The following is a 25,881-nucleotide window of genomic DNA, read 5'->3' on the forward strand; positions in this document are numbered from 1 at the left end:
CGACAGGAGGGGACGCATGTCCACGACGCCCCGCGACAGCCAGGACGACCCGACGACGCCCGCCCCGCAGGGCCCCGAAGCACCGCCCGCCGACGACGCGCCCGTCGTCGAGGCCGCACCGCCGGTCGACGACGACGCACCGGTCGTCGACGACGCACCGCCGGCCCCCGCGGCTGCGACCGTGCCGGGCGCGCACGCCGCGCCGCGCCCGTACCCGCCGAGCGCGCCCGAGCCCCGCGACGAGGCACCGCTCACGCCGGCGCCCGCACCGCTCGGCACGACGCCGCCCCCGCCCGCCGGCTTCGCACCCACCCCGGTGGCCGCGCCCACGCCCACCCCCGCGGCCGTGCCGACGCCCGCGGCCGTGCCCGCGCCCGCGTACGCACCGGAGCCCGCGCCCACGCCGATCCCTGCGCCGGTCCCGGCGCCGGAGGACGCGCCGGCGCCGGAGTACCGCTCCCGCCGCGACGTCCCCGAGGCGCCGGCCAAGCCGGGCGCGTGGCGGCACGTCCTCGCCGCCCTGCTCGGCGTGCTGGTGACGCCCGTCGGGCTGCTGCTGGTCGGGGTGGGCATCGCGCGCCTCGCGGACATCGCCGGCACCGACGACATGGGCACGGACGCGCTCGGCGTCGGGCTCCTCGTTGGGGGCCTCGTGCTGCTCGCGGCCGTCGCGGTGCTCGGCATCTGGAGCCCGGCCCTGCCGATCACCGGCGGCGCGCTCTGGGGCGTCGGGCTGGGCATCGCGTACCTGGCCGTCCCCGACGCCATGGAGGACCTCGTCGCGTCGATCACCGGCGACGTGCCCGCGCCCGCGGACCAGCTCGCGCAGACGGCGATGAGCGGCTACCTCGTCGTCGTGGGCACCCTGCTGCTCGCCGGCGGCATCGCGACGGCGGTCGCGCGGCGTCGCGGCCGGCGCTGGGCCGAGCAGGTCGCGGCCGCCGAACGCATCCGCGCACCGCGCTGAGCGGGCTCCCCCGACCGACGCGGACGGCGTCCGGCCGGCGTCCCACGGCCGCGCCTCCGACAGGACTTAGGTCCCAGGCCCGGCTATAGTCCGCAGCACGCACCGGTCCGGTGAGACCCCCCTGCTGCCGGACGTTCCGCATCGACGACGCTGCCGGAGGCACCTGTGACGACCGAGACGCCAGGGACGAGCACCCCGCTGGAGAACCTGCTGGCCGAGGAGCGGCGCTTCCCGCCCGCCCCGGAGTTCGCGGAGCAGGCCAACGCGCGGCACGAGCTCTACGCCTGGGCCGCCTCGGACCGCCTCGGCTTCTGGGCCGAGCAGGCCCGCGCCCTGGTCAGCTGGGACACGCCGTTCACGCAGGTCCTCGACTGGTCGGACGCCCCCGTCGCCAAGTGGTTCCACGACGGCACCCTGAACGCCTGCTACAACGCGGTGGACCGGCACGTCGAGGCCGGCCACGGCGACCGCGTCGCCTTCCACTTCGAGGGCGAGCCCGGCGACGAGCGCACGCTCACCTACGCCGACGTCCTGCGCGAGGTCTCCCGCGCCGCCAACGCGCTCGAGGCGCTCGGCGTGGGCAAGGGCGACCGCGTCGCGATCTACCTGCCGATGATCCCCGAGGCGGTCATCGCGATGCTCGCCTGCGCGCGCATCGGCGCGGTGCACTCGGTGGTCTTCGGCGGCTTCTCCGCCGAGGCGCTGCGCTCGCGCATCGAGGACGCCTCCGCGGTGCTGGTCATCACGGCCGACGGCGGCCACCGGCGCGGCAACCCGTCGGCGCTCAAGCCGGCCGTCGACGCCTCGCTCGAGGGCGGGACCACGGTCCGCAACGTGCTCGTCGTCCGCCGCACCGGGCAGGAGGTCGCCTGGACGCAGGGCCGCGACCTCTGGTGGCACGAGGCGCTCGAGGCCGCGTCCGACCAGCACACGCCGGTGCCCGTCGAGGCCGAGCACCCGCTGTTCATCCTCTACACGTCCGGGACCACCGGGAAGCCGAAGGGCATCTTCCACACCACGGGCGGCTACCTCGTCCAGACCGCCTACACGCACCTGAACGTCTTCGACCTCAAGCCCGAGACGGACGTCTACTGGTGCACCGCCGACGTCGGCTGGGTCACCGGCCACAGCTACATCGTCTACGGCCCGATGACGAACGGCGCCACCCAGGTGATGTACGAGGGCACGCCCGACACCCCGCACAAGGGCCGCTGGTGGGAGCTCGCCGCCAAGCACGGCGTGACCATCCTCTACACGGCGCCGACGGCGATCCGCACCTTCATGAAGTGGGGCGCCGACATCCCCGCCCAGCACGACCTGAGCGCGCTGCGCCTGCTCGGCAGCGTGGGCGAGCCGATCAACCCCGAGGCGTGGGTCTGGTACCGCCGCACCATCGGCGGCGACCGGACGCCCGTCGTCGACACGTGGTGGCAGACCGAGACCGGCGCCATCATGATCTCCCCGCTGCCCGGCGTGACGGCAGCCAAGCCCGGCTCGGCGATGACGCCGCTGCCCGGCATCGCGGCGGACGTCGTCGACGAGATGGGCGAGCCCGTGCCCAACGGCTCCGGCGGCTACCTCGTCCTCACCGAGCCCTGGCCGGCGATGCTGCGCGGCATCTGGGGCGACCACGAGCGGTTCGTCGAGACGTACTGGTCGCGGTTCGACAGGCAGTACTTCGCGGGCGACGGCGCCAAGAAGGACGACGACGGCGACATCTGGCTGCTCGGCCGCGTGGACGACGTCATGAACGTCTCGGGCCACCGCCTGTCCACGACCGAGATCGAGTCGGCGCTCGTGTCGCACCCGATGGTGGCCGAGGCCGCCGTCGTCGGCGCGAGCGACGAGACCACCGGCCAGGCCGTGGTCGCGTTCGTCATCCTGCGCCAGGAGTACCTCTCGCAGGTCGACGAGCCGGGCGAGGGCGCCGACGTCGCCGCGACCCTGCGCGCGCACGTGACCAGCCAGATCGGCCCGATCGCCAAGCCGCGGACGATCCTCGTGGTGCAGGAGCTGCCCAAGACGCGCTCGGGCAAGATCATGCGCCGCCTCCTGCGCGACGTCGCCGAGCACCGCCCGGTGGGCGACGTGACGACGCTCGCGGACTCCTCGGTGATGGCGCTGATCTCGGCGGGCCTCGACAAGCCGGCCGCGGGCTCCGACGAGGGCTGACGCGAGCACCCACCGCCGCTCCTGGTACTGAGGTGGCCCGTGGGACTGGTGTGACCCACCCCGTCACCCCCGCACCCCACCCCCGTACCCCACTCCCGAACACGCACCGCCGCTCTTGGTACGGATGCGACGCGTGAGGCCCGTGCGACACCACACCAGCCGCACCGGTTACTCCTGCCACAAGAGCGGCGGTGGGTGCACGGGCGTCAGCCGCCCGACGCGCGGGCAACGGGTAGCCCGGCACGACCACGGGCACGCGTCAGCTGCCCGGCGCGCGGGCGGCTCAGTAGCGGTAGACCGTCTCCGCGCGCGGCACGCCCCGGGGGCCGTAGGGCGCCTTCTCCAGCCACGTGGAGGCGGCCTCGTCCTGCGGCGCCCGCTCGGCGGCGGCGCGCACCTCGGCGGCGCGCTCCGGCGTCGGGCGCAGGTGGGCCAGCGCCTCGCCCGCGGCGTCGCGGTTGAACAGCGCGGCCGAGCGCCGCGCCAGGGCGAACGTCTCGACCGCTGACCGCGCGGCCGCCGGGTTGGTCGCCTGCCGCGCGAGCACGACGGCGAGGGCGGCCGCCTCGGCGTCGGGCACGCCCGAGTTCAGGCCGCGTGCGCCGAAGGGCGCGAACAGGTGCGCGGCCTCCCCCACGAGGAGCACGCGGCGCGTGGGGTCGGCGAAGTCGTGCGCGACGAGCTGGAGGAACTGGTAGGTGGAGACCCAGGTGGTGCGGTCCGCGTACCCGGCCGGCAGGACGGCGTCGAGCCACGCGCGCACGCCCTCGGGCGAGGCGAGGGCCTCCGGGTCGTCGCCGTCGACCAGCTGCAGGTCCACGCGGTAACCGCCCGCGAAGGGCACCACGAGCACGTTGCGCCCGCCGACCGCGGGGTGCGCGTAGTGGAAGTGCCGCTCGTTGGGCAGCGCGGGCTGCTCGAGCTCGGCGACGTCGACCACGATGTACCAGCCCTCGTCGCGGCTGCCCTCCATGCGCGCGCCGATCTGCCGGCGCACCACCGACCGCGACCCGTCCGCGCCGATGACGTACGGCGCGCGCCAGGCGGTCCCGGCCGCGGTCGTCACGGTGACGCCCTCGGCGTCGGCCGCGACGTCGGCCACCTCCTGGTCCCACGCGAACTCGACGCCCGCCGCGACCGCCCGGGCGTACAGGTACGCCTCGATGTGGACCTGCGGGAGCGACGTGAAGTGCGGGTACGTGCCCGCCGGCGGGTCGGGGTAGGTCTTCGCGTAGACCTCGCGGCCCTCGTAGAACGTGCGCTGGGTGTTCCAGTAGACGCCGTGCGTCGACAGCTCCGCGCCGAGGCCGGGGCTCAGCCGGTCGAGGATCGTGAGCGTGTTGGAGTGCGTGAAGATCGCGCGGCTGCCCGGGCGCTGACGCCCGTCGGGCCCCGCCTCCAGCACCGTCACCGGCACCCCGTAGGAGCGCAGCGCGAGCGCCGCGGTCAGCCCCACCGGTCCCGCGCCGACGACGAGCGCCTCGCGCTGCTCATACCCCGCCATGTCGCTCCTCGGTTCGGCCCGTCATCACGAGCGCGTCGAGCACGAGCGGTCCGTCGGCGGTGAGGCGGACCGGGTTGCAGTCCACCTCCGCGACGTCGTCGTGCTCGCTGACCAGTGTGCCGATCGCGCGCAGCACCGCGGCGAGCGCCGGGCGGTCGACCGCGGGCGCGCCGCGGAACCCGGCCAGCACCGCGGACGGCAGCGCGTCGACCATCTCCAGGGCCCGCTCCGGCGACAGCGGCGCGAGCCGCAGCACCGGCGGGCCGGCGAGCTCGGCGGCCACCCCGCCCAGCCCGAGCAGGACGACCGGCCCGAAGACCGCGTCCCGCAGCGCGCCGACGATGAGCTCGACCCCGGCCGGCGCCAGCTCCTCGAGCAGGTACCGCCGGCGCTCGCCCGCCTCCGCACCGCCGTCGCCCGGGACCTCGATCGCGTCGATCGCGTCGAGGGCGGCGTCGAGCGCCGCCGGGTCACGGACGCCGACGTGCACGCCGCCGACGTCGGACTTGTGCAGCACCCGCGCGTCGAGCACCTTGACCACGACCGGCCCGCCCAGGGCCGCCAGCGCGGCGTGCGCGGCCGCGCGGTCGTCCGCGACGACGCGCCGCGGCGTGCGCAGGCCGTACCCGGCCAGGAGCGTCTTGGCCTCGTGCTCGTCGAGCGTGCGGCCGATCGAGCGCGCGGGCCCGGCGGGCTGGGTCGGTACGGCGGCCGTGGCGGGCTCGGGCACGACGTCGCGCACGGCCCGGGCCCGCGCGTCGGCCACGACCGCGGCCAGGCCGGTCGCGAGGGCGCCCGGGCTGGTCAGCAGGGGTACGCCGAGGGCGTCCAGAGCCCGGCGCCGGTCGGCCAGCGCCGCGTCGGGGCCGCCGGTCGCGAACACCACGCGGCCCGCTGCGCCCGCGCCGGCCGTCGCACCGCGGGCTGCCGCCGACGGCTCGAGCGCGCCGGGCTCGTCGAGCGCGAAGACGCCGACGACGTCGATCGCCGGATCGGCCGCGACGGCCTCGACCACGGCCGGGAAGGTCTCGGTCGGCCGGCCGGTGTCCACCGGGTTGGCCTGGTAGGTCAGCGGGGGCAGCAGGCCCGCGAGCCGCTCGCGCGTCGTCGGGGCCAGGGCCGGGAGCACGATGCCGCGGGCGCCCAGTGCGTCGGCCACGACCAGGCCCGGCCCGGCCTGCCCGGTGACGAGCCCGACCCCGACCTCGCGCGCCGCGGGCACGCGCACCGCCCGCAGCACGGCGAGCGCCGCGACGAGGTCGTCGAGCCCGTCGACGACGACGGCGCCGGCCTGCTCGAGCGCGGCCCGCGTGAGCGCCCAGGAGCCCGCCATGGCGCCGGTGTGCGACCGCGCGAAGGCCGAGACGTCGGACCGGCCGACGCAGAACGCGACCACCGGCTTGCGAGCGACGGTCCGGCGGACCGCCGTGACGAGGGCGCGCCCGTCGGCGACGCCCTCGACGTGCAGCCCGACGGCGGTCGTCCGCTCGTCGGCGGCGAGGAAGTCCAGGACGTCGGCGAAGGAGACGTCCGCGGCGTTGCCGAGCCCGACCCCCAGCCGCAGCCCGACGCCCGCGCGGGCGAGCAGGAATGCGATCGCCAGGTTGATCCCGCCCGACTGCGCGACGACGCCCACCGTCCCGGGCAGCAGGTCGGCGACCGCCGGCATGAAGTTCGCCGTGGCGCGGTCGACCGGGTTCATGAACCCGGAGGTGTTCGGGCCGAGCAGCCGGATGCCGCCCGCGCGCGCCACCGCGAGCGCGCGCTCCTGGAGTCGGGCACCCTCGGGCCCGCTCTCGGCGAAGCCGCCCGCACAGACGACGGCGGCCCGCACCCCGGCGGCGGCCGCGTCCTCGAGGGCGCCCGGGACGACGTCGGGCGGCACCACGAGCACGGCCAGGTCCGTGCCGGGCGCCTCGCGCAGGCTGCCGATCGCGGGGCGGCCGAGCACCTCCCCGCCGCGCGGGTTCACCGGGTGCAGGACGCCCGGGAAGCCCCGCAGCGCCTGGACCATGGCGTAGCCGGCCTTGCCGGGGCTCGCGGACGCCCCGACGACGGCGATGCTCGCCGGCCGGAACAGCGGCGCCAGGGCGTGACCCGCGGGCTCCACGGCCTCGTCGGCCGCCGGGCGGACGGCCGTCACCGGGCGCCCGGGCGGTCGGCGTAGGCGATGGCGCCGTCGTCGGTCACGCCGACCTCGAGCCGGCCGAGCCGCTCGATCTCGACGGCGACGCGCTGGCCCGCCGCGATCGGCCCGACGCCGGCCGGCGTTCCGCTGGCGATGACGTCGCCCGGGTGCAGCGTCATGACGTGGCTGGCGTACGCGACGAGCTGCGCGACGTCGAAGATGAGCTCGCCGGTCGACACGTCCTGGCGGAGCTCGTCGCCCACCCAGCAGCGCAGGCGCAGGGCGCCGGGGTCGCCGACCTCGTCCGCGGTGGTCACCCACGGGCCGATCGGCGTGAACGTGTCGAACGACTTGCGCGTGGACCGGTCCTCGCCGGAGCGCACCGTGATGTCCAGCAGCGGCACGTACCCGAAGACGTGGTCGAGCGCCCGCTCGGCCGGCACCCGGCTCGCCGTCCGCCCGATGACGACGCCGAGCTCGCCCTCCTGGTCGGTGCGCACGTCGCGGTACGGCAGGCGGATGTCCTCCCCCGGCCCGATCACCGAGCTGCTCGCCTTGAGGAAGACGCCGTAGTCGGCGATGGTCCGCTGCTCGTGCATCTCGACCTTGTGGTCGACGTAGTTGACCGGCGCGCCGACCACCTTGCCGGGGCGCGCGAGGGGTGCGGCGAGGCGGGCGCCGTCGGCGGACGGCGCGGACGGCAGGGCGTCGAGGTCGAGGGCCGCGAGCGCCTCGGCCGCGTCGCCGCGCTCGAGGAGCGCCAGGAGCGGCCCGCCCGGCCCGACGCCCGGGCCGGCCGCGAGGCCGAGGGCGTCCGTGACGTCCACCAGCCGATCACCGGTCACGACGACGAGGCGCGCGTCCACCGTGCTGGCTAGCCTCATCGTCGTTGACTCCCCGCTCGGCGTGTCACCGTTTGTGTGTGACACGACTATCGACGAGCGCCATAGGATGTGTCAACCATCGGAAGGAGGCCGGACATGGCCGGACCGGCAACCGGCGAGCCCCCGCGCGGGCGCGCACCCCGCACGCGGCAGGGCTCGCCGCCGAGCCTCCTGCTCACGCTCCTCGGCGACTACTGGTGGGGGCAGACCGAGCCGTTGCCCTCGGCCGCGCTCGTCGACCTGCTCGCAGACTTCTCGGTCAGCGACGTCGCCGCCCGCGCGGCGCTGAGCCGCATGGTCAAGCACGGGCTCCTCGAGTCCTCCCGCAACGGCCGGAACACCTTCTACTCGATGTCCGAGCGCGGCCAGCACGTCATGCGCGAGGGCGCCGTCCGCATCACCGACTTCGGCAAGGTGGACGGCCAGGACTGGGACGGCCGCTGGAGCCTCGTCGCGTTCTCCGTGCCCGAGGCGAACCGCTCCGCGCGCGAGGCCCTGCGCACGCGCCTGCGCTGGCTGGGCTTCGCGCCGCTGTACGACGCGCTGTGGATCTCCCCGCACCCGCGGCACGCCCAGGCCCTCGCCGAGCTCGCCGAGCTCGGGGTCACCAACGCGACGTCGTTCGTCGCGACGTCGCCCGAGACCTCGACCGAGGCGCTGCCGCCGCAGGCCGCGTGGGACCTGGACGGGCTCGCCGACCTCTACCGGGCGTTCGTCGACGAGTGGTCCCCGACCCGCGCCGCCCTCGGCAAGGGCGCCATCACGCCCGTCGACGCCCTGGTCAAGCGCACCGAGCTGATGGACGCCTGGCGCGCGTTCCCGGGGCTGGACCCCGACCTGCCGCGCCGCCTGCTGCCGGCCGACTGGCCGCGCGACCGTGCCCGCGAGCTGTTCCTCGAGACGTACGAACAGCTCGGCGCCCCGGCGTCCGTGCGCGTGCGGCAGGTCATCGCCACCTACGCGCCCGAGCTGGCCGACCGCGTCGTCCAGTTCTCCGTCACCGCGGACCCGCCCGGACCCCGGCCGGTCGCCTGAGCGTGGCGGGCGCCCCCGCGCTCAGCCCTCGAGCGCGGCCCGGAGCCCGTCCGGCAGCGGGGCGGCGCGCCCGTCGTCGTCCACGTGCACGCACGTGATCGAGCCCTCGACGCACACCTGGCCCTCGCGCAGCACGCGCCAGCCGTAGGTGATCGAGGTGCGCCCGAGCGCCGTGGGCCGGATCTCGACCACCACCTCGTCGCCGAACCGCAGCGGCGCCAGGAACTCCGCCGCGACGCGGCGCCGCGGGAACGACGTCAGGTCGCCCCAGCCGGCCCCGCGCAGCAGCTGGTGCTCCGCGCGCTCGGCCCAGCGCAGCGCCGCGGTGTGGTGGATGCGCCCGCCCGCGTCGGTGTCGACGAACTCGACGCGGACGGGCTCGCTGTGGCTGCGCACCGCTCAGCCGGCGGGCTCGAGCGGGGCGTCGAGCGGGGCGTCGAGCGGGGGGAGCGTGATCCCGCTGGCCTGGCGATGCGCGGCGAGCGCGCCCTCCCACGCCTGCCCGATGGCGTCGGCCGTCCAGCCGCCGTCGTGGTAGGTGACCCCGACCTCCTCGGAGTACGTGTACAGCGACAGCTTGTCGCCGCCGATGCCGAACGCCTGCCCGGTGACGTCGGCGGCCGCCGCGGAGGCGAGCCACACGACCAGGGGCGCCACGTCCTCGGGGCCGCCCAGCGCGTGCTCGCGGCGGACGACGGGCGGCAACGGCTCCCCGCGGTCGTACGCCTCGGCGACGCCCTGGTACACGGGGATGGTGGCGGTCATCGCCGTGATGGCCGTGGGCACGACGGCGTTCACCGTGATCCCCGCGCGGGCGAGCTCGAGGGACCACGTGCGCGCCATCGCGACGATGCCGGCCTTCGCGGCCGCGTAGCTCGTCTGGCCGAAGTTCCCGTGCTGGCCGGCCGGTGAGCCGACGAGCACCAGCCGCCCGCCCTCGCCGCGCTCGCGCATGTGCACGGCGGCGGCGCGCGCGGTGGTGAACGTGCCGCGCAGGTGCGTGGCGACGACGAGGTCGAAGTCGTCGTCGGTCATCTTCCACAGGACGCGGTCGCGCAGCACGCCCGCGTTCGTGACCAGCGCGTCCAGCCGCCCGAAGGACTCCACGGCCGCGGCGACGAGCGCGTCCGCGGTCTCGGTCGGGCCCACCGGTGCGACGACCGCGACCGCCGCACCGCCGTCGGCCGTGATCGCGTCGACGGCCGCCTGCGCGGTGGCCGCATCGACGTCGTTCACGACGACGGACGCGCCCGCCGCGGCGAGCGCCCGCGCGTAGGCCAGCCCCAGGCCGCGTCCGCTGCCCGTGACGACGGCGACGCGGCCGGTCAGGTCCGTGCCGCTCACGCCCGCGCTCGCGCCGCTCACGCCCGCGCTCACCGGTAGTACCGCACGATCATCGTGGCGGCCATGGCCGGCTTGGCCTGCCCCTCGACCTCGACGACGTTCTCGAAGACCGCCTGGAGCCCACCCGCGACCTCGGCGACCTCGGCGAGGGTCGACGTCAGCCGGATCCGCGAGCCCACGCGCACCGGCGCGGGGAAGCGCAGCCGGTCCAGCCCGTAGTTCACGCCGGTGCCGACGCCGGTCACCTGCACGACGTCGGCCATCAGGGGCACCACCAGCGCGAGCGTGAGGTAGCCGTGCGCGATGGTCCCGCCGAACGGCGTCCCCGCGGCGAAGTCCGGGTCGAGATGGACGGGGTTGTGGTCGCCGGTGAGGTCGGCGAACCGGTTCACCTCGTCCTGGGTCACCTCGCGCCACGACGAGGGACCGAACGTCATCCCGACGTGGCTGGGCAGGTCGGCGAGGGGGATGTCGGCGCGGGCCGGTGCGGTCGTCATCGTCGGTCTCTCTCTCGGTCGGGTGTGGAGCGTTTCCGACAGAAACGCCGGGCGTGTCGGTCGGAAACGCTCCACTCGGGGTGCGAACGCTCCACTCGGGTGGGCGTGGTGGTTCGGGGGTCAGCCGTCGACGCGGACGACGACGGCGCCCGCCGAGTCGCCCGCCGCGCAGCCCGTGAAGAGGCCGAGGCCGCCGCCACGCGCGTGCAGGGCGTGCACGAGCTCGGTGATCGCGCGGGCGCCGGTCGGACCCTGCGGGTGGCCGTACACGAGCGAGGACCCGTACGGGTTCATCCGCTCGAGCGGGTAGCCGGTCTGGTCGGCGAACCACAGGTCGTTGACCGCGAACGGGTTGTGCGTGGTCACCACGTCGACGTCGGCGATGTCGACGCCGGCGTCGGCCAGCGCGCGCCGGGCCGCCGCCACGGGCGCCTTGGGCATGTACGCGGGCGCCGCGCGGCCGAAGCCCGTGGCCAGCACCTGCGCGGTCACCCCGCCCCGGCCCAGCTCGCGCGCCCGGCCCTCGTTCGCGACGACGACGCCGGCGCACCCGTCCGCCGGGTGCGTCTGCGCGCCGTAGGTCACGACGCCGCCGGGCTTGACGGGTGCGAGCCGCGCGAGGCCCTCGGCCGTCGTCGGGAAGACGCCGTGGTCCGCCTCGAGCCAGTCCTCGCCCTTCCGGCGCGGGATGCGCACGGGGACCATGTACTCGCGCTGGATCGCGCGGTCGTCGGCGAGCGAGGTGAGGTACTGCTCGTAGCGCATCAGCGCGACGTCGTCGACCTGCTGGCGGGAGTACCCGCCGTCGGCCGCGGTGTTCTCGGCCGTGTCGTTCATGCTCTGGCCGGTGGTCGGGTCGAGCTTCATCGGATCGAGCACCCAGTGCTCGGCGACGGGCGCGCCGCCCGCCCCCTGCGCGCTGCTCCACAGCATCAGCGGGCCGTTGCTGGTCCGGTCGGTGATGACGCCGATCGTCGTGGCGTGCGCGCCGAGCTCCACCTGCGTGGCGAGGTGCTCGACGACGACCGCCGACGTCGCGCAGGCCCGCGAGAGCCACGGCCCGCCGTGGTCGCCGGCGCCGAGCCGGCGCGAGATGCCCGTGACGCCGTAGAACCCGTACTGCTGCGGCACGGTGCAGCCGAGCGTCCACTGCGTGATGTCCTCCGGCGCCAGCCCGCGGTCGGCGAGCGCGCGGCCGGTCACGTCGACGGCCATGTCGAGGCTGTTCAGCTCCGCGAGCGGCCCCTGCCACTTCGCGAACGGCGAGGTCCAGCTCATGCCGAAGGGGATGTACGCCTGGGTGAACCTCATCGCTGCACTCCCTCGGGGTCGGTGGTCAGGAGCTCGCGGGCCTGCGCCCGCAGCGAGCGCATGTTGAGCTTGCCGCTGGGGCTGCGCTCGAGGCGGTCCACGAGGAGCACGCGCCGCGGCTTCTTGTAGCCGGCCAGGTGCCGCCCGACCTCCGCGCGGACCTCCTCGGCGGTGAGCGTCGAGCCCGGCACGGTGACGACCATCGCGGCGACGATCTCGCCCCACCGCTGGTCGGGCAGCCCGAGCACGACGGCGTCGGTGACGTCCGGCATCGCGAGGATCACCTCCTCGACCTCGGCCGGGTAGACCTTCTCCCCGCCCGTGTTCACCACGCCCGACCCGCGCCCGAGCAGCTCGACGTACCCGTCGCCGAGCACGCGCACGTAGTCGCCGGGCATGCAGTGCCGGACGCCGCGGATGGTCGGGTAGGACTGCTCGGTGCGCACGGGGTCGCCGTGGTAGCCCAGGGGCATCAGGCCGCGGTACGCGAGCGTCCCGGTCGCGCCGACGACGTCCTGCACCTCCGCGAGGTCCGCGTCGAGCACGACGGCGCCCGGCGCCAGCCGCGGCCGGCACGGCAGGTCGCCCGGCCCGCGCACGACGCCGTAGGCGAACGGCCCGCCCTCGCTCGCCCCGACGATGTCGATGAGCGTCGCGTGCGGGGCGCGCGCGAGCAGCCGGGCCTTGAGGTCGTCCGACCAGGCCATCCCCGAGCTGAGGACGGTGCCGAGGGAGGACACGTCGAGGTCCGCCCCCGCGGGCTGCTCGAGCGCCTCCACGAGCGGCCCGACGACGGCGTTCCCCGCCACGATCAGGCGCGTCACGCGATGCTCGGCGATCGCCCGGAGCGCCGCCCACGGGTCCAGGCTCGCCGCGGACAGGAAGACCACCGCCCCGCCCAGGACCATCGCGTTCATGACGTTGAACAGCGCGGTCGCGTGCATCATCGGCGTCAGCGGCAGGCAGACGGTGGGCGGCAGGTCCTCGCGCGCCGCGATGCGCGTGACGTCGTCGAGCGTGGCGGGCGGGTCCACGGGCAGCGAGCCGTAGATCGAGAACTGCTGGGAGTCGAACAGGTTCCCGTGCGTCCAGACGACGGCCTTCGGCCGGCCCGTGGTGCCGCCCGTGAACATGAAGATCTTGTGCTCCGGTGACAGCGCGCGCGGCGGCAGGGGCGCCGCGGTCAGCGCGCCCGCGAACGGCAGGCCCGGCTCGAGGGGGGCGTCGTCGTCGGGCACCGCGAGCACGAGGCCCGGCAGGGCGATGCGGTCCGCCGCGTCCACGACGGCGGCGCGCAGGCTCGTGGGGAACACGAGCGCCTGCGGCCGCGAGACGTCCAGTAGCTCGGCCAGCTCGGCGCCGCCGTAGCGGAAGTTGATGTTGACCGGGATCGCGCCGATCTTGTACGCCGCGTACAGCGTGGTCAGGTACTCGACGCGGTTGTACATGAAGATCGCGACGGTGGAGTCCGGGCCTAGCCCGTGGCGGGCGAACGTCGTCGCGAGCCGCGCGGCGGCGTCCTCGAACTCGCGGTAGGTGAGCACCCGCCCCTCGGCGACCACCGCGGGCCGCTCCGGCACGGCGCGCGCGACGGCGTCCCACACCGAGGCGTAGTTGGCGCGGCCGAGGTCGCCGGGGGACGCCGCCGTGGCGTCCTGGCCGGCCGTCGCGGGTGCGTCGGTCACCGCTCACCTCCTCGTGACGCGGTCACGCCGTCGTGTCCGCGGGACGGGTCGCGGACGGCCCGTCGCAGGCATCGTGCGCCGTAGACACGGCAGACGTCAAGCAAAACCGTGACGATCGTCAGCCAGACGTAGAACGTCAGCGGGCGCGCGCCGGTGCCAGCCGCCGCGCCAGCTCGCCCCGCGCCGGACCCGCGAGCGCCTCGTGCAGCCCACGGAACAGCGCGACCGACGCCGTCGACGGCCAGTCGACGTCCAGGTGCTCCACCGGCAGACGGGGCACGGCCCGCAGGAGCGCGAGCCAGTCCGCCACGAGCGCCGTGAGGTCCCGGACGGCCGTCGTCGGGCCCGACCCCGGCCCGGGCCAGGCAGCCCACCGGTCCTGGAACGCGTCGTGCCGCTCGCGGATCTCCCCCAGGCGCCAGGCCGTGCGCACGCTGCGCGCGGCGGAGAAGCCGGGCACCTCGACGGCGCGGAACGCGGCGAGGTCGAGGCCCGGCGCGTCGGCGGGCACCTCGCCGAGCACCTCGGCGACGTCCACCTCGCCCGGCGCGATCCACAGGCCGTCGCGGAGCAGCCCGAAGCCGGCCCACGCGAGCTGGGCGCGCAGGCGGTGCCGCAGGTCGCGCTGGCGCTCCGGCACGGAGAACGTGACGAGCGTCCAGCCCGCGCCCTCGGGCGCGAAGGGGTCGTCCGCGAAGATCCGGCCGTGCGCGTCGCGCAGCACCCGCTCGCTCGCCGGCGTCAGGTCGTAGGCCACGGTCCGGCCCGAGCGCACGGGCGCGAGCAGGCCGCGGCGCGCCATGCGCGCGAGCGCGGCGCGCGTCGCGGGCTCACCGACGTCGAGCTCCGCCAGGACGTCGACGAGCACCGCGGACGGCACGGGCGCGACGTCGTGGCCCAGCACCAGCTCGCCGAGGAACGCGAGCAGCAGCTGCTCGGGGCGGCGCCGCACGCGGTCCGCCCCGCCCTCCCCCTCGAGCCCGGACGGCATGGGCGCGAGTATCGCAGGCGAACCTCGCCATTGACACATGTGACATTACGACTGCACGATTGCCGCTCAAGTGTCATGCATTGCGCGCCACGCATCACCGCGGCCGGCCTGGCCGGGCCACGCACGAGCCGTTCCGCGAGCCGAGATTCAACGCAGAATTGAGGACCCCCCATGACCCGACGTCCCGCCTTCGCGGTCGCGCTCGTCGCCGCCCTGTCCCTCGGGGTGGCGGCCTGCTCGTCCGACGCCGAGACCGAGCCCGACGCCCCCGACACCCCCGACACGACCGAGACGGACGCCGCCGACCAGGCGGACGCCGACCCCGTCGCCATCACCATCGGCGCCCTGAGCATCAGCGAGACGGCCCCGCTGTGGGCCGCCGTCGACGCCGGCGTCTTCGCCGAGCACGGCCTCGACGTGACCGTCCAGCCCATCCAGGGCGGCGCGCAGGCGATGCCCGCGCTGGTCAACGGCGACGTCGACTTCTCCGTCGGCCAGCCGTTCGGCGCCCTGCGCGCGAGCCTGCAGGGGCTCGACGTGAAGATCATCGCCAACTACGCCTCGAGCTACGCCGAGGGCGACGACATCAACGCCGTCGTGGCGCCGGCGGGCAGCGACATCGCCAGCCCGGCCGACCTCGCAGGCAAGCGTGTCGCCGTCAACTCCCTCGGCGCGGCCGGCGACCTGACGATCTCCGCCGCGGTCGAGGCCGACGGCGGCGACCCGAGCACGATCGAGTTCGTCGAGGTCGCCTTCCCCGACGCCAAGGCCCAGCTCGAGGCCGGCAACATCGACGCCGCCTGGGTGCCCGAGCCCTTCGTCTCGATGATCGTGGGCGCCGGCGGCAGCGTCGTCGTCTACCCCTACCAGGCGGTCCTGCCGGGCCTGCCGACGCTCGTCATCCAGGCCACCGGCTCCACGGTCGCCGACGACCCCGAGCTCGTGGCCAAGGTCCGCGAGGCGTTCGCCGCGGCCTTCGCCTGGGCGGCCGAGAACGACGACGCCGTGCGCCAGGCCCTCGTCGACAACCTGAACCTGCCGGCCGAGGCGGCCGCCGGCCTGCCCCTGCCCACGTTCACGACCGACCTGGACCGCGACCTGATCCAGGGCCTGGCGGACCTCGCGGTCGAGCACGGGTACTTCGACTCCGCGCCCGACCTGGCCCAGGTCATCGCCGAGTGACAGGCTCCATCACCATGACGGCGGTGCCCGCTGCAGCCACAGCGGGCACCGCCGTGCCTGCCCCCGGGCGACCGGCCGGACGCCCGCCCCGCACGCGGTCCCGCCGCCGCCGCAAGGCCCTCCTGGGCTTCCTCGGCGTCCTGGGCTTCGGGGCGACGTGGGAGCTGTTCGCACGGTCCGGCGTCGTGAAGCAGGAGTACCTGCCGACGTTCACGACGACGGTCGGCAGGCTGGTCACCGAGCTCGGCACCACCAAGCTCTGGTCGGTGGTCGGCGACACCGTGCTCACCTGGGCCATCGGCCTGGCCCTCTCGGTGTCCGCCGCGCTGGTGCTCGGCACCGTCATCGGGCTGGTGCCGTTCCTGCGCCGGGCGACGCACACCACCGTGGAGTTCCTGCGGCCGATCCCCTCGGTCGCGATCATCCCGCTCGCCGTCCTGCTCGCCGGGCTGTCGCGCGAGGCCGCGCTCATCGTCGTCGTCTACGCGCCGTTCTGGCAGGTGCTCATCCAGGTCATGTACGGGATCGCCGATGTCGACACCGTGGCCCAGGACACCGCCCGCAGCTTCGGGCTGGGCCGCTGGCACCGCCTGCGCCACCTCGTGCTCCCGACGGCGCTGCCGTACGTCATCACGGGCTTCCGGCTCGCCGCGTCCATCGCGCTCGTGCTCACCATCACGGCCGAGCTCGTCATCGGGAACCCCGGCATCGGCCTGCAGATCAACCTGTACCGCTCCGCGCCCGACGCACCCGGGCTGTATGCGCTCGTCCTGGTCACCGGCCTGCTCGGCCTCCTGGTGAACCTCGGCACGCGCGCGATCGAGCGGCGGGTCCTGCACTGGCACCCGTCCGTGCGCAGGGAGGGCCCCCAGTGAGCGGCGCCACCATCCGTCGGGCCGCGGCATCGTTCGCGTTCGCCGTGGGCCTGCCCGTGCTCATCGTGCTCGGCTGGGCCCTGGCCACGCGCGACACCGTGAACCTGTACCTGCCGTCGCCGGCGCGCGTCGCGCAGGCCTTCGTCGACACGTGGCTCGACCCCGAGACGATCACCGGCGACGTGCTGCCCAGCCTCGCGCGGTTCGGCATCGGCGTCCTGGCCTCGATCGCGATCGGCATCGTGGCGGGCACGGTCATCGGCTCCACGCCCTGGCTGCGCGCCCTCCTGGAGCCCATGCTCGAGTTCTTCCGCGCCATCCCGCCGGTCGTGCTCGTCCCGGTGCTCATGCTCGTGCTCGGCATCGGCGACTCGATGAAGCTCGCCGTCATCATCTCCGGCAGCGTGTGGCCGGTCCTGCTCAACACCGTCGAGGGCGTGCGCGCGATGGACCCGGTCCTCGCGGACACGTCGCGGTCCTACCGGATCCGCGGCCCCCTGGCGTACCGGTACTTCATCCTGCCCGCCGCCAGCCCGCAGATCATGGCGGGCGTCCGGCTGAGCCTGGCGATCGGGCTCATCCTCATGGTCATCTCGGAGATGTTCTCGTCGTCGTCCGGGCTGGGCTTCCAGATCGTCTACTTCCAGCGGCAGTACATGATCGCCGAGATGTGGAGCGGCACCCTGCTGCTCGGCCTCGTCGGGGTCGTGGTGGCCGCGATCTTCACCGTCGTGGAGCGGCGGGTCCTGCACTGGTACCACGGCTCGAGAGAGGTGGCACGTGGCTGAGCGCTCCGTCCTGCTGTCCGTCCAGGACCTGAAGAAGACCTACGTCAGCGCGACCGGGCCCGTCGAGGCGATCGGGTCGATCACGTTCGACGTCCGCCCGGGCGAGCTGGTCTGCATCGTCGGCCCCTCGGGCTGCGGCAAGACGACGCTGCTCAAGTGCCTGTCGGGGCTCCTGGCCCCCACCGCGGGCAGCGTCACGCTCGACGGCGCCCCGGTCACCGAGCCCCCGCGCACGATGGCGGTGGTCTTCCAGGAGTACGGGCGCAGCCTCTACCCCTGGCTCACGGTGCGCGACAACGTCGCGCTTCCGCTGCGCGCCCGGGGCGTGCCGCGGGCCGAGCGCACGACGGCCGTCGAGCGCGCCCTGGAGGAGGTCGGCCTGTCGCAGGTGCTGCACAAGTACCCGTGGCAGCTGTCGGGCGGCATGCAGCAGCGCGTCGCCATCGCGCGCGCGGTGGCCTACCAGCCGGAGATCCTCGTCATGGACGAGCCGTTCGCGGCCGTGGACGCCCAGACGCGGGCCGATCTCGAGGACCTCGTGCGGCGGGTCTGGCAGGACCTCGGGGTGACGGTGCTCTTCGTGACGCACGACATCGACGAGTCGGTCTACCTGGGCGAGCGCGTGCTCGTGCTGTCGAGCTCGCCGACGTTCGTCCAGGAGGACCTGGCGATCGACCTGCCGGCGCAGCGCGACCAGCTCTCGACGCGCGCGCTGCCCCGGTTCACCGAGCTGCGCACGCACGTGTACGAGCAGATCCAGCGGGCCAAGCGCGCCGAGACGGCTCCTACGCCCTGAGATCTGGCCGCGCGTCCGACCCCTGCTGCGGCGGGCGCGCGGCCAGCACCACCGTCAGGAGCCGCTGCAGCTCGGCCCGCTCGTCAGGGGTGAGCGGCGCGGTCAGGACGGCGTCGACGCGCGCGGCGTCGGGCATGGCGTCGCGCAGCGTCCGACGGCCGTCGTCCGTCAGGCGCACGACGTTGCGGCGGCGGTCCGCCGCGGCGCGCACGCGCGCGACCAGCCCCCGGGTCTCCAGGCGCGCGACCAGCCCCGCGACCGTCGACCGGTCCAGGTCCAGGGCGTCGCAGAGCTCGCGCTGGCTGGCCTCGCCGAGCCGGGCCAGCACGTTGAGCACGCCGAACTGCACGTTGCTCAGCCGCGGCCCGACCTCGGCCGCCCACACGGCCAGGTGCGCCTGCTGGGTCCGCCGCACGAGGAAGCCGGTGTGGTGGGCGAGATCCAGCGCAGGGCCGTGAGCAGGGCCGTCGAGGGCAGGGGCGTCGGTCACGGCCCCATCCTCCCCGGTCCGCACCGGCGCGCGGGGCCCGGCGCGGCGGGGTCTCACAGCCAGCGGGGCGGCGGGGGCGGCGGCGCACCGTCGGCGCGCGTCACGCCGCGCGCGCCGCGGCCGGTCGCCCACTGCGCGAGGTCGGCGGCGCGCCCGCGCAGCCGGACCGCGCCCTCGCCGTCGTCCCCGACGACGAGCGTCGCGTCCGCCGGCCGGTCGAGCGGCTCCAGCACCAGGGGCGGGACCGCCGCGCCCGCCGGTCGGCTCCGCCAGACGCGGACGACGTCGGCCAGCAGGGCGTCGACGAGCTCCGGCGGGAACTGCCGGAACGAGGCGCCGTGGTCGAGGTCGACGGCGTGCACCCAGACCTCACGCGTGCGCATCCAGACGGTCTCGCGCGCGGGGACCACCCGGCCCTGGGCGGTGCGCACCTGGGCCTCCCACGCCTCGGGCGCGAGGTCGCGCCACTCGACGTCGAGGTGCACGGCCGCGTGCGCGGACAGGTTGCGCAGCGCCCGGGCGGGCAGGGTCGCGGCGAACGCGATCTCCTCGTCGCGATCGGCGGGCGACGCGTACATCGGCGTCTCGACGCCGGTCGCGGCCCACTCGGTCAGGTGCGTGAGCGCGCGCGCGTTGAGCCCGACGTGCGCGGCGACGTGCCGGCGCGTCCACCCGGGCACGAGCGAGGGCGCGTCGAGCTCGTCGCCCAGGAGCTCGTTCAGCGCGCGGGAGAAGAACGCCTGGCCGCGCCGCGCGAGGAGCAGCTGCGCACGCAGCACCGGGTCGGTGGTCCGGTCGGTCCGCGCCGGCACCTAGGCCTCCGCCACGACGTCGTTGCGCAGCTCGCCCAGGCCGGTCACCGAGGTGGTCAGCACCTGACCGGGCCGCAGGTAGCGGGCGGGCGTGCGCGCGTGCCCGACGCCGCCGGGCGTCCCGGTCGCGATGACGTCGCCCGGGTTGAGCGTGACGATCTGCGACACGTACGCGACGAGCGCGGCCGGCCCGAACACCATGTCGGCGACCTGCGTGCGCTGCACCTCCTCGCCGTCGACGGCGGTCACCAGCTCCCCCACCGGCCCGCCGGACGGCGCGTCCCCGCCCTCGGCGGGCACCGTCAGCCACGGCCCGAACGGCGTCGTGGCCTCGAAGGTCTTGCCCTGGAGCCACTGCGGCGTCCGGTACTGGTAGTCGCGCATCGTCACGTCGTTGAGCACCGCGTAGCCGGCGATCGCGCGCGCGGCCGCGGCCTCGTCCAGGCGCCGCGCCCGCGCCCCGACGACGACGGCGACCTCCCCCTCCCAGTCGACCGCGTCGGCGGCGTGCGCCGGCAGGACGATCGGGTCGTAGGGGCCGATGAGCGCCTCGGCGAACTTGGCGAACAGCGTCGGGTGCGCCGGGAGCTCGCGGCCCATCTCGCGGATGTGCCGGGCGTAGTTCAGCCCGACGCAGACGATCTTCGACGGCCGGAGGACCGGCGGCGCCCAGGCCGTCGGCGGCAGGTCGGCGAGCACGTGGCGGCGCCCGTCGGCGGCCGCGGCGAGCGCCCGCCAGGCGGGGTCGCGCAGGAGGTCGCCGACGTCGTCGTGCCCGGTCTCGACGGCCGTCGCCGCGTCCACCCGGACCGCGACGGTCCGGCCGCCGCCCGTCCGCAGGGTGCCCAGGCGGAGCTCGGTCACGGCAGGTCCTCGTTGCGCCGGCCCGGCACGAACGTCCGCGTGAAGTGCAGCCGGTCGATGATCGGGCCGTCGGTGAAGCGGAACAGGTCGAACTGGCTGTCCGCGTGCAGCGACCAGGGCACCCAGCTGGGGACCGCGAAGAGGTCGCCGGTGGTCACCTTGTGCTCCGTGTCGCCCAGGACGACGGTGCCGTCGCCCTCGAACACCTGCCAGACGGCGGACCCGACCTCGTGGCGCGCCGGGGTCTCGGCGCCGGCGCGGAGGCGGTGGAACTCGCAGCGGATGGTGGGCATGACGTCGCCGCCGGTCGTCGGGTTGACGTACCGGATCGCCGCGTGGCCCTGCTCGACGGTCGCGGGGTGCCCCTCGTCCTCGAGCCGCAGCTGCTCGGTGAGCGCCCGGTCGGTGAACTCCCACCGGTACGCCGCGAGCGGCGAGCTCGTCTGGTCGTCCAGCCCGGACAGCGGGCGCAGGCCGGGGTGGGCCCACAGCCGCTCGGAGCGCGAGATCGGCGGCGAGGCCTCGTCGGTGACCCGCTCGGACCCGAACTCGAAGAACCCGACGTCGGCGTAGTGCGAGAACGGCACGTCCAGGCCGTCGATCCAGGCCATCGGGGCCGCGGTGTCGTTGTGGTGGCCGTGGTAGTTCCAGCCCGGGGTGAGCAGGAGGTCGCCGCGGCGCATCGCGACGGGGTCGCCGTTGACGACGGTCCACACCCCCTCGCCCTCGACGACGAAGCGGAACGCGTTCTGGCTGTGCCGGTGCTCGGGCGCGGTCTCGTGGCCGCCCAGGTACTGGATGGCACACCAGAGCGTCGGGGTCGCGTACGCGGTGCCCGGCAGGCCCGGGTTCGCGAGCCCGATGGCGCGGCGCTCGCCGCCCCGACCGACCGGGACGAGGTCGCCCGAGCGGCGCGCGAGCTCGTAGAGCGTGCGCCACTGCCACACGTGCGGCACCGCCTTCGGCGACGGCGTGAAGGGCATGAGGTCGTCCCGCTGCGTCCAGAGCGGGGAGAGGTTGCCGGCCTCGAAGTCGGCGTAGAGCTGCTGGAGCTCGGGTGTGTCGGCCGTGCCGTCCATCTGCTGCACCGGGGCCTCCTCGAGTGGCGTCGTCGCCGTTCGTTGGTATGCCAACGATAAGCCCGGGCGGCGCCAAGCGAAACCCCTGACGACGACCGACCGAGCCACGCATCGCGCCGCGCCCATGGTGTGATGGACGCATGGCGACGCCCGCGCCCGTCCACCGGCACGACGGCCCGCTCTCCGTCACGACGGCGGACCAGGTCCGCGCGCTCGCCCAGTCGGTCGAGGCGCACGACGGGGTCGCCGCCTTCGGCGAGCAGGCCCTGCTCGACCTGGCGAACCCCGGCGCGCAGGTCGTCCACCTCGTCGCCGAGAGGCACGGCGGGCTCGCGGGGTACGCCGTCGTCGGCCTGCGCGGGCCGCTCGCGAGCGCAGAGCTCGCCGTCGTGCCGGGGTCGCGCCGCGCCGGCATCGGGCGCGCGCTCCTCGCCGCCGTGCGGGCGGTCGGCGACGAGTTCGGCCTGGGACCGACCCTCGTCTGGGCGCACGGGGACCTCGTCGGCGCCCGCGCGCTCGCCGCGCGTGCCGCGCTCGCCGTCCGCCGCGAGCTGTGGCAGATGGCGCGCGACCTCGGCAGCCCCTTCGAGTCGCCCGCGCTGCCCGACGGCGTCACCCTGCGCGCCTACCGCCCCGGGCTGGACGACGACGCCTGGCTCGCCGTCAACGCGCGGGCGTTCGACTGGCACCCCGAGCAGGGCCGCCTGAGCGCGAGCGACCTCGCCGCGCGTCGGGCCGAGCCCTGGTTCCGCGCCGAGGACCTGGTGCTGGCCGAGCGCGCCGGCCGCGTGGTCGGCTTCACCTGGCTCAAGGTCGAGCCCGGGGCCGACGAGGGCGAGCTGTACGTGCTCGGCGTGGACCCCGACGCCCAGGGGCTCGGGCTCGGGAGAGCCCTGACCGCCGTCTCGCTCCAGCGGCTCGCCGCTCGAGGGCTGCGGCGCGTGGTGCTCTTCACCGAGGGCGACAACCACGCCGCCGTCGCCACGTACCGTCGGGCCGGCTTCGCCGTCGTCCGCCGGGACGTCCAGTACGGCTAGGGCCACTGGCGCACCCACCCCCGGGCGATGCGACGATGACGCCATGACCACGCAGCCGCGGACCCGCCGCGCCGTCGCCCCCGACGCCGACCCCCAGCAGTCCGCCGACCAGGCGGCCGAGGAGGCGACGGCGGCCGCCGACGCCGCGGCACTCGTCGAGGAGGGCGTCCCGGTCACCCCGGCCGCGCCCGGAGGCAACGGCACACCCGGCGACGACGCTGCGCTTGACGGCGCCGCGCTCGCCGACACCGTGCCTGCCGACGCCGCAGGGTCCGACGCTGCCGGGGCCGAGCTGAGCGCCGCCCTGGCCCCCGCGCTCGCGCCGGACCAGCCGCTGCCCGCCGACCGGTTCGCCGACCGCGAGCTGTCCTGGCTGCAGTTCAACGAGCGCGTCCTCGAGCTCGCCGAGGACACCGCGCTGCCCCTGCTCGAGCGGGTGCGCTTCCTGTCGATCTTCGCCTCGAACCTCGACGAGTTCTTCATGGTCCGCGTGGCCGGCCTGCGGCGGCGCATCGCGACCGGCATGGCCGTCACCGCAGCCTCCGGCCTCACCCCGCGCCAGGTCCTCGACGCGATCAGCGCCGAGGCCCACCGGCTGATGGACCGGCACGCGTCGGTGTTCTTCGACTCGGTCCAGCCCGCGCTGGACGCCGAGGGCATCTCGCTCGTGCACTGGGACGAGCTCGGCGAGGCCGAGCAGGAGCGGCTGCGCAAGTTCTTCCGCCGCCAGATCTTCCCGGTGCTGACGCCCCTGGCCGTCGACCCGGCGCACCCGTTCCCCTACATCTCCGGGCTCTCGCTGAACCTGGCCGTCGTCGTCGTGAACCCCACCACCGGCAAGGAGCACTTCGCGCGCGTGAAGGTGCCGCCGCTGCTGCCGCGGTTCATCGCCGTCGACGCGCGGGGCAAGCCGAGCGCGCCCAGCACGCGGGCCGCGGACCCGGCCAAGGGGCCGACGTCGTTCGTGCCCCTCGAGGACGTCATCGCGGTCCACCTGGACCAGCTCTTCCCCGGCATGGAGGTGCGCGAGCACCACACCTTCCGCGTCACCCGCAACGAGGACGTGGAGGTCGAGGAGGACGACGCCGAGAACATCCTCCAGGCCATGGAGAAGGAGCTGCTGCGCCGGCGGTTCGGCCCGGCCGTGCGGCTCGAGGTGGCGCAGGACATCGCGCCGCGCGTGCGCGAGCTGCTCGCGCGCGAGCTCGGCGTCGACCCCGCCGAGGTGTACGAGCTCCCGGCGCCGCTGGACCTCACCGGCCTCGACCTCATCGCCGACCTCGACCGGACGGACCTGTCCTACCCGCGCTTCGTCGGCGGCACCCACCGCGGCCTCGCGGAGGTGGAGACGGCGATGGCGACGGACGTGCTCGCCGCGATGCGTCGCCGCGACATCCTGCTGCACCACCCCTACGACTCGTTCGCCACGAGCGTCCAGGCGTTCCTCGCCCAGGCCGCGGCCGACCCGCAGGTGCTGGCCATCAAGCAGACGCTCTACCGGACGTCGGGCGATTCCCCGATCGTCGACTCCCTCATCGACGCGGCCGAGGCGGGCAAGCAGGTCCTCGCGCTCGTGGAGATCAAGGCCCGGTTCGACGAGCAGGCCAACATCTCCTGGGCGCGCAAGCTCGAGCAGGCGGGCGTGCACGTCGTCTACGGCATCGTCGGGCTGAAGACGCACTGCAAGCTCTCGCTCGTGGTGCGCCAGGAGGACGACGGGCTCGTCCGCTACTGCCACGTCGGCACGGGCAACTACAACCCGAAGACGGCGCGCCTGTACGAGGACCTGGGCGTCCTCACGTGCGACCCCGAGGTGGGCCAGGACCTCACGCGCCTGTTCAACCAGCTCTCCGGCTACGCGCCCAAGGCGCGGTTCAACCGCCTGCTGGTCGCGCCGCGCGCGATGCGCACCGGGCTGATCGAGCGGATCGGGCGGGAGACGGTCAACCACCTGGCCGGCAAGCCCGCGTGGATCCGGATCAAGGTGAACTCGATCGTCGACGAGGCGACGATCGACGCGCTCTACCGGGCGTCGCAGGCCGGCGTCCCCATCGACCTGGTGGTGCGGGGCATCTGCGCCGTGCGCGCGGGCGTCCCGGGCCTCTCGGAGACCATCCGGGTGCGCTCGATCCTCGGTCGCTTCCTGGAGCACGCGCGCATCTACGCCTTCGCGAACGACGGCGAGCCAGAGGTGCTCATCGGCTCGGCCGACCTCATGCACCGCAACCTCGACCGCCGGATGGAGGTGCTCCTGAGCGTCGGCCCGGACCACGCCGCCGAGCTCATCGAGCTCCTCGACCTCTCCATGGACGACCACACCGCGTCGTGGCGGCTGGAGCCCGACGGCACGTGGCGCCGGCACGCGCGCGACACGCACGGCCACCGGCTGCGCGACCTCCAGGAGACGTTGATCGCCCGCCACCAGCGCCGCCGTCCGGCGCGCGACAGGTGAGCGGCCGCGTCGCCGCGGATCCCGTCGTCCACGCCGCGGGGGCCATCCCCTGGCGTGAGCGCGGCGGGCGGCTGGAGGTCGCCCTCATCCACCGGCCCCGCTACCGCGACTGGTCCTGGCCCAAGGGCAAGCTCGACCCCGGCGAGTCCGTGCCGGGGGCCGCGTGCCGCGAGGTGGCCGAGGAGACCGGGACGCCCGTCGTGCTCGGGGCGCCGCTGCCGACCCTGCGCTACCGGATGCCCGACGGCTCCCGCAAGGAGGTGCGCTACTGGGCGGCCCGCGTGGCCACCGACGCCGACGCCGCCGCGCTGGACGCCCGCGACCTGGTGCACAGCGCCCCGCTCACCGAGATCGACGACGTCGTGTGGGTCTCCGCGCCGACGGCGGCGGACCTGCTCACCCGCCCGACCGACCGCAAGCCCCTCGCCGTCGTCACCGAGCTGCACGCCGCGGGGCGCCTCGCGACGCGGGTCCTCGCCGTCGCGCGCCACGGCCGCGCCAAGCAGCGGTCCGCGTGGACGCGAGGGGAGGCCAGCCGGCCGCTCACCGCGCAGGGCGAGGCGCAGGCGCGAGCGCTCGTGGAGGTCCTGTCCGCGTTCGGCGTCGCCGAGGTCGTCACGAGCCCGTGGGCGCGCTGCCTGCGCACGATGACGCCCTACGCCTCGCGCACGGGGCTGACCCCGCAGCAGGTCGACGCGCTCACCGAGGACGCCGTGCGCACCGACCCGAGCCGGGCGGAAGAGCTGGTCGCCGGCCTGCTCGCCGAGGCCCGGGACGCCGTCGTCTGCACGCACCGGCCGGCGCTGGGCGCGGTGCTCCCGGCGCTGTCCGACGCCACCCGCCGCTGGACCACGGGCACGGTGCCCGACGCCGACCCGTGGCTGCGCACGGGTGAGGTGCTGGTCGCGCACGTCGCGGGCCGCGGCCCCGACGCGCGCGTCGTGGCCGTGGAGACGCACCGGCCCCCGCACCCCCAGTAGGGGTCGCG

At 75.3% G+C, this 25,881-nt stretch carries 23 protein-coding genes; 10 read left to right on the forward strand and 13 right to left on the reverse strand.

What is annotated here, in order from left to right; genetic code table 11:
- The first annotated feature begins 16 nt into the window (after positions 1-16).
- Together AFE02nite_RS09335 and acs are read left to right on the forward strand one after the other, a co-directional pair.
- Positions 17-967, forward strand: coding sequence for a hypothetical protein (locus AFE02nite_RS09335; protein ID WP_146819521.1), 951 nt, complete (start codon positions 17-19; stop codon positions 965-967).
- Positions 968-1,132: 165 nt separating this feature from the next.
- Positions 1,133-3,139, forward strand: coding sequence for an acetate--CoA ligase (acs, locus tag AFE02nite_RS09340; RefSeq protein ID WP_034249208.1), 2,007 nt, complete (start codon positions 1,133-1,135; stop codon positions 3,137-3,139).
- A 283-nt stretch (positions 3,140-3,422) separates the two neighbouring features.
- Here acs and AFE02nite_RS09345 read toward each other — a convergent pair whose 3' ends face one another.
- Genes AFE02nite_RS09345 through AFE02nite_RS09355 form a run of 3 tightly spaced genes read right to left on the reverse strand, consistent with a single transcriptional unit; the run spans position 3,423 to position 7,655 of the window.
- Positions 3,423-4,643, reverse strand: a complete 1,221-nt coding sequence (locus tag AFE02nite_RS09345; RefSeq protein ID WP_146819522.1) for an FAD-dependent monooxygenase — start codon at positions 4,641-4,643, stop codon at positions 3,423-3,425.
- Positions 4,630-6,786, reverse strand: a complete 2,157-nt coding sequence (locus AFE02nite_RS09350) for an acetate--CoA ligase family protein (RefSeq protein ID WP_261765563.1) — start codon at positions 6,784-6,786, stop codon at positions 4,630-4,632. The genes AFE02nite_RS09345 and AFE02nite_RS09350 overlap by 14 nt, the downstream gene beginning before the upstream one ends.
- Positions 6,783-7,655 carry a fumarylacetoacetate hydrolase family protein gene (locus AFE02nite_RS09355; protein WP_146819523.1) on the reverse strand — a complete coding sequence of 291 codons (873 nt, stop codon included), beginning with the start codon at positions 7,653-7,655 and terminating at the stop codon, positions 6,783-6,785. Before AFE02nite_RS09355 ends, AFE02nite_RS09350 begins: the two co-directional genes overlap by 4 nt.
- A 96-nt stretch (positions 7,656-7,751) precedes the next feature.
- On the opposite strand from AFE02nite_RS09355, the gene AFE02nite_RS09360 reads away from it, so the two are divergent.
- On the forward strand, positions 7,752-8,690 hold the full coding sequence (locus tag AFE02nite_RS09360; RefSeq protein ID WP_052113764.1) for a PaaX family transcriptional regulator: 939 nt from the start codon (positions 7,752-7,754) through the stop codon (positions 8,688-8,690).
- A 21-nt stretch (positions 8,691-8,711) separates the two neighbouring features.
- On the opposite strand, the gene AFE02nite_RS09365 is transcribed toward AFE02nite_RS09360, so the two are convergent.
- The 6 genes from AFE02nite_RS09365 to AFE02nite_RS09390 all read right to left on the reverse strand — a co-directional run bounded on the left by AFE02nite_RS09365 (position 8,712) and on the right by AFE02nite_RS09390 (position 14,518).
- Positions 8,712-9,086 (reverse strand): acyl-CoA thioesterase, encoded by a 375-nt coding sequence (locus AFE02nite_RS09365; RefSeq protein ID WP_034247010.1) that lies wholly within the window; start codon positions 9,084-9,086, stop codon positions 8,712-8,714.
- A 3-nt stretch (positions 9,087-9,089) separates the two neighbouring features.
- The gene (locus tag AFE02nite_RS09370; RefSeq protein WP_307726042.1) at positions 9,090-10,067 is read right to left on the reverse strand and encodes an SDR family NAD(P)-dependent oxidoreductase; all 978 of its coding nucleotides are present in this window, start codon (positions 10,065-10,067) and stop codon (positions 9,090-9,092) included.
- Entirely contained in the window at positions 10,064-10,531 is a 468-nt protein-coding gene (locus AFE02nite_RS09375; protein WP_146819524.1) for a MaoC family dehydratase, read from the reverse strand. The genes AFE02nite_RS09370 and AFE02nite_RS09375 overlap by 4 nt, the downstream gene beginning before the upstream one ends.
- Positions 10,532-10,651: 120 nt before the next feature.
- Positions 10,652-11,842 (reverse strand): thiolase family protein, encoded by a 1,191-nt coding sequence (locus AFE02nite_RS09380; RefSeq protein WP_034247008.1) that lies wholly within the window; start codon positions 11,840-11,842, stop codon positions 10,652-10,654.
- The gene (locus AFE02nite_RS09385; RefSeq protein WP_146819525.1) at positions 11,839-13,527 is read right to left on the reverse strand and encodes an AMP-binding protein; all 1,689 of its coding nucleotides are present in this window, start codon (positions 13,525-13,527) and stop codon (positions 11,839-11,841) included. Before AFE02nite_RS09385 ends, AFE02nite_RS09380 begins: the two co-directional genes overlap by 4 nt.
- Before the next feature lie 136 nt (positions 13,528-13,663).
- Positions 13,664-14,518 (reverse strand): PaaX family transcriptional regulator, encoded by an 855-nt coding sequence (locus tag AFE02nite_RS09390; protein ID WP_052113763.1) that lies wholly within the window; start codon positions 14,516-14,518, stop codon positions 13,664-13,666.
- Positions 14,519-14,689: 171 nt separating this feature from the next.
- On the opposite strand from AFE02nite_RS09390, the gene AFE02nite_RS09395 reads away from it, so the two are divergent.
- The 4 genes from AFE02nite_RS09395 to AFE02nite_RS09410 are packed head-to-tail and all read left to right on the forward strand — an operon-like array spanning position 14,690 to position 18,159.
- Positions 14,690-15,700 carry an ABC transporter substrate-binding protein gene (locus AFE02nite_RS09395; RefSeq protein ID WP_034247006.1) on the forward strand — a complete coding sequence of 337 codons (1,011 nt, stop codon included), beginning with the start codon at positions 14,690-14,692 and terminating at the stop codon, positions 15,698-15,700.
- Positions 15,701-15,714: 14 nt separating this feature from the next.
- A complete protein-coding gene (locus AFE02nite_RS09400; RefSeq protein WP_146819527.1) occupies positions 15,715-16,575 on the forward strand; it encodes an ABC transporter permease in 861 nt (286 codons plus the stop codon).
- The gene (locus AFE02nite_RS09405) at positions 16,572-17,363 is read left to right on the forward strand and encodes an ABC transporter permease (protein ID WP_261765565.1); all 792 of its coding nucleotides are present in this window, start codon (positions 16,572-16,574) and stop codon (positions 17,361-17,363) included. Before AFE02nite_RS09400 ends, AFE02nite_RS09405 begins: the two co-directional genes overlap by 4 nt.
- Entirely contained in the window at positions 17,356-18,159 is an 804-nt protein-coding gene (locus AFE02nite_RS09410) for an ABC transporter ATP-binding protein (protein WP_034247004.1), read from the forward strand. Before AFE02nite_RS09405 ends, AFE02nite_RS09410 begins: the two co-directional genes overlap by 8 nt.
- Here AFE02nite_RS09410 and AFE02nite_RS09415 read toward each other — a convergent pair.
- The 4 genes from AFE02nite_RS09415 to AFE02nite_RS09430 are packed head-to-tail and all read right to left on the reverse strand — an operon-like array spanning position 18,149 to position 21,404.
- Positions 18,149-18,649, reverse strand: coding sequence for a MarR family winged helix-turn-helix transcriptional regulator (locus AFE02nite_RS09415; protein WP_052113762.1), 501 nt, complete (start codon positions 18,647-18,649; stop codon positions 18,149-18,151). The genes AFE02nite_RS09410 and AFE02nite_RS09415 overlap by 11 nt on opposite strands.
- Before the next feature lie 53 nt (positions 18,650-18,702).
- The gene (locus tag AFE02nite_RS09420; RefSeq protein WP_146819529.1) at positions 18,703-19,461 is read right to left on the reverse strand and encodes a maleylpyruvate isomerase family mycothiol-dependent enzyme; all 759 of its coding nucleotides are present in this window, start codon (positions 19,459-19,461) and stop codon (positions 18,703-18,705) included.
- Positions 19,462-20,325, reverse strand: a complete 864-nt coding sequence (locus tag AFE02nite_RS09425; RefSeq protein ID WP_034249247.1) for a fumarylacetoacetate hydrolase family protein — start codon at positions 20,323-20,325, stop codon at positions 19,462-19,464.
- On the reverse strand, positions 20,322-21,404 hold the full coding sequence (locus tag AFE02nite_RS09430) for a cupin domain-containing protein (RefSeq protein WP_052114093.1): 1,083 nt from the start codon (positions 21,402-21,404) through the stop codon (positions 20,322-20,324). Before AFE02nite_RS09430 ends, AFE02nite_RS09425 begins: the two co-directional genes overlap by 4 nt.
- Positions 21,405-21,544: 140 nt before the next feature.
- On the opposite strand from AFE02nite_RS09430, the gene mshD reads away from it, so the two are divergent.
- The 3 genes from mshD to AFE02nite_RS09445 are packed head-to-tail and all read left to right on the forward strand — an operon-like array spanning position 21,545 to position 25,873.
- Positions 21,545-22,441, forward strand: coding sequence for a mycothiol synthase (gene mshD / locus AFE02nite_RS09435; RefSeq protein WP_146819530.1), 897 nt, complete (start codon positions 21,545-21,547; stop codon positions 22,439-22,441).
- A 43-nt stretch (positions 22,442-22,484) separates the two neighbouring features.
- Positions 22,485-24,893: an RNA degradosome polyphosphate kinase gene (locus tag AFE02nite_RS09440; protein ID WP_146819531.1), complete on the forward strand. Its 2,409-nt coding sequence runs from the start codon at positions 22,485-22,487 to the stop codon at positions 24,891-24,893.
- Entirely contained in the window at positions 24,890-25,873 is a 984-nt protein-coding gene (locus AFE02nite_RS09445) for an NUDIX hydrolase (protein ID WP_034248059.1), read from the forward strand. Before AFE02nite_RS09440 ends, AFE02nite_RS09445 begins: the two co-directional genes overlap by 4 nt.
- Positions 25,874-25,881 lie beyond the last annotated feature (8 nt).

The organism is Actinotalea fermentans, from assembly GCF_007991475.1.
GTDB classification, from domain to species: domain Bacteria; phylum Actinomycetota; class Actinomycetes; order Actinomycetales; family Cellulomonadaceae; genus Actinotalea; species Actinotalea fermentans.

What these genes read in the sequence shown, in the direction of transcription:
- AFE02nite_RS09430 (WP_052114093.1), bottom strand. Translation starts at nt 21,404, where the DNA reads ATGGACGGCACGGCCGACACACCCGAGCTCCAGCAGCTCTACGCCGAC.
- mshD (WP_146819530.1), top strand. Translation starts at nt 21,545, where the DNA reads ATGGCGACGCCCGCGCCCGTCCACCGGCACGACGGCCCGCTCTCCGTC.
- AFE02nite_RS09390 (WP_052113763.1), bottom strand. Translation starts at nt 14,518, where the DNA reads ATGCCGTCCGGGCTCGAGGGGGAGGGCGGGGCGGACCGCGTGCGGCGC.
- AFE02nite_RS09375 (WP_146819524.1), bottom strand. Translation starts at nt 10,531, where the DNA reads ATGACGACCGCACCGGCCCGCGCCGACATCCCCCTCGCCGACCTGCCC.
- AFE02nite_RS09345 (WP_146819522.1), bottom strand. Translation starts at nt 4,643, where the DNA reads ATGGCGGGGTATGAGCAGCGCGAGGCGCTCGTCGTCGGCGCGGGACCG.
- AFE02nite_RS09355 (WP_146819523.1), bottom strand. Translation starts at nt 7,655, where the DNA reads ATGAGGCTAGCCAGCACGGTGGACGCGCGCCTCGTCGTCGTGACCGGT.
- AFE02nite_RS09380 (WP_034247008.1), bottom strand. Translation starts at nt 11,842, where the DNA reads ATGAGGTTCACCCAGGCGTACATCCCCTTCGGCATGAGCTGGACCTCG.
- AFE02nite_RS09400 (WP_146819527.1), top strand. Translation starts at nt 15,715, where the DNA reads ATGACGGCGGTGCCCGCTGCAGCCACAGCGGGCACCGCCGTGCCTGCC.
- AFE02nite_RS09395 (WP_034247006.1), top strand. Translation starts at nt 14,690, where the DNA reads ATGACCCGACGTCCCGCCTTCGCGGTCGCGCTCGTCGCCGCCCTGTCC.
- AFE02nite_RS09360 (WP_052113764.1), top strand. Translation starts at nt 7,752, where the DNA reads ATGGCCGGACCGGCAACCGGCGAGCCCCCGCGCGGGCGCGCACCCCGC.
- AFE02nite_RS09335 (WP_146819521.1), top strand. Translation starts at nt 17, where the DNA reads ATGTCCACGACGCCCCGCGACAGCCAGGACGACCCGACGACGCCCGCC.
- AFE02nite_RS09440 (WP_146819531.1), top strand. Translation starts at nt 22,485, where the DNA reads ATGACCACGCAGCCGCGGACCCGCCGCGCCGTCGCCCCCGACGCCGAC.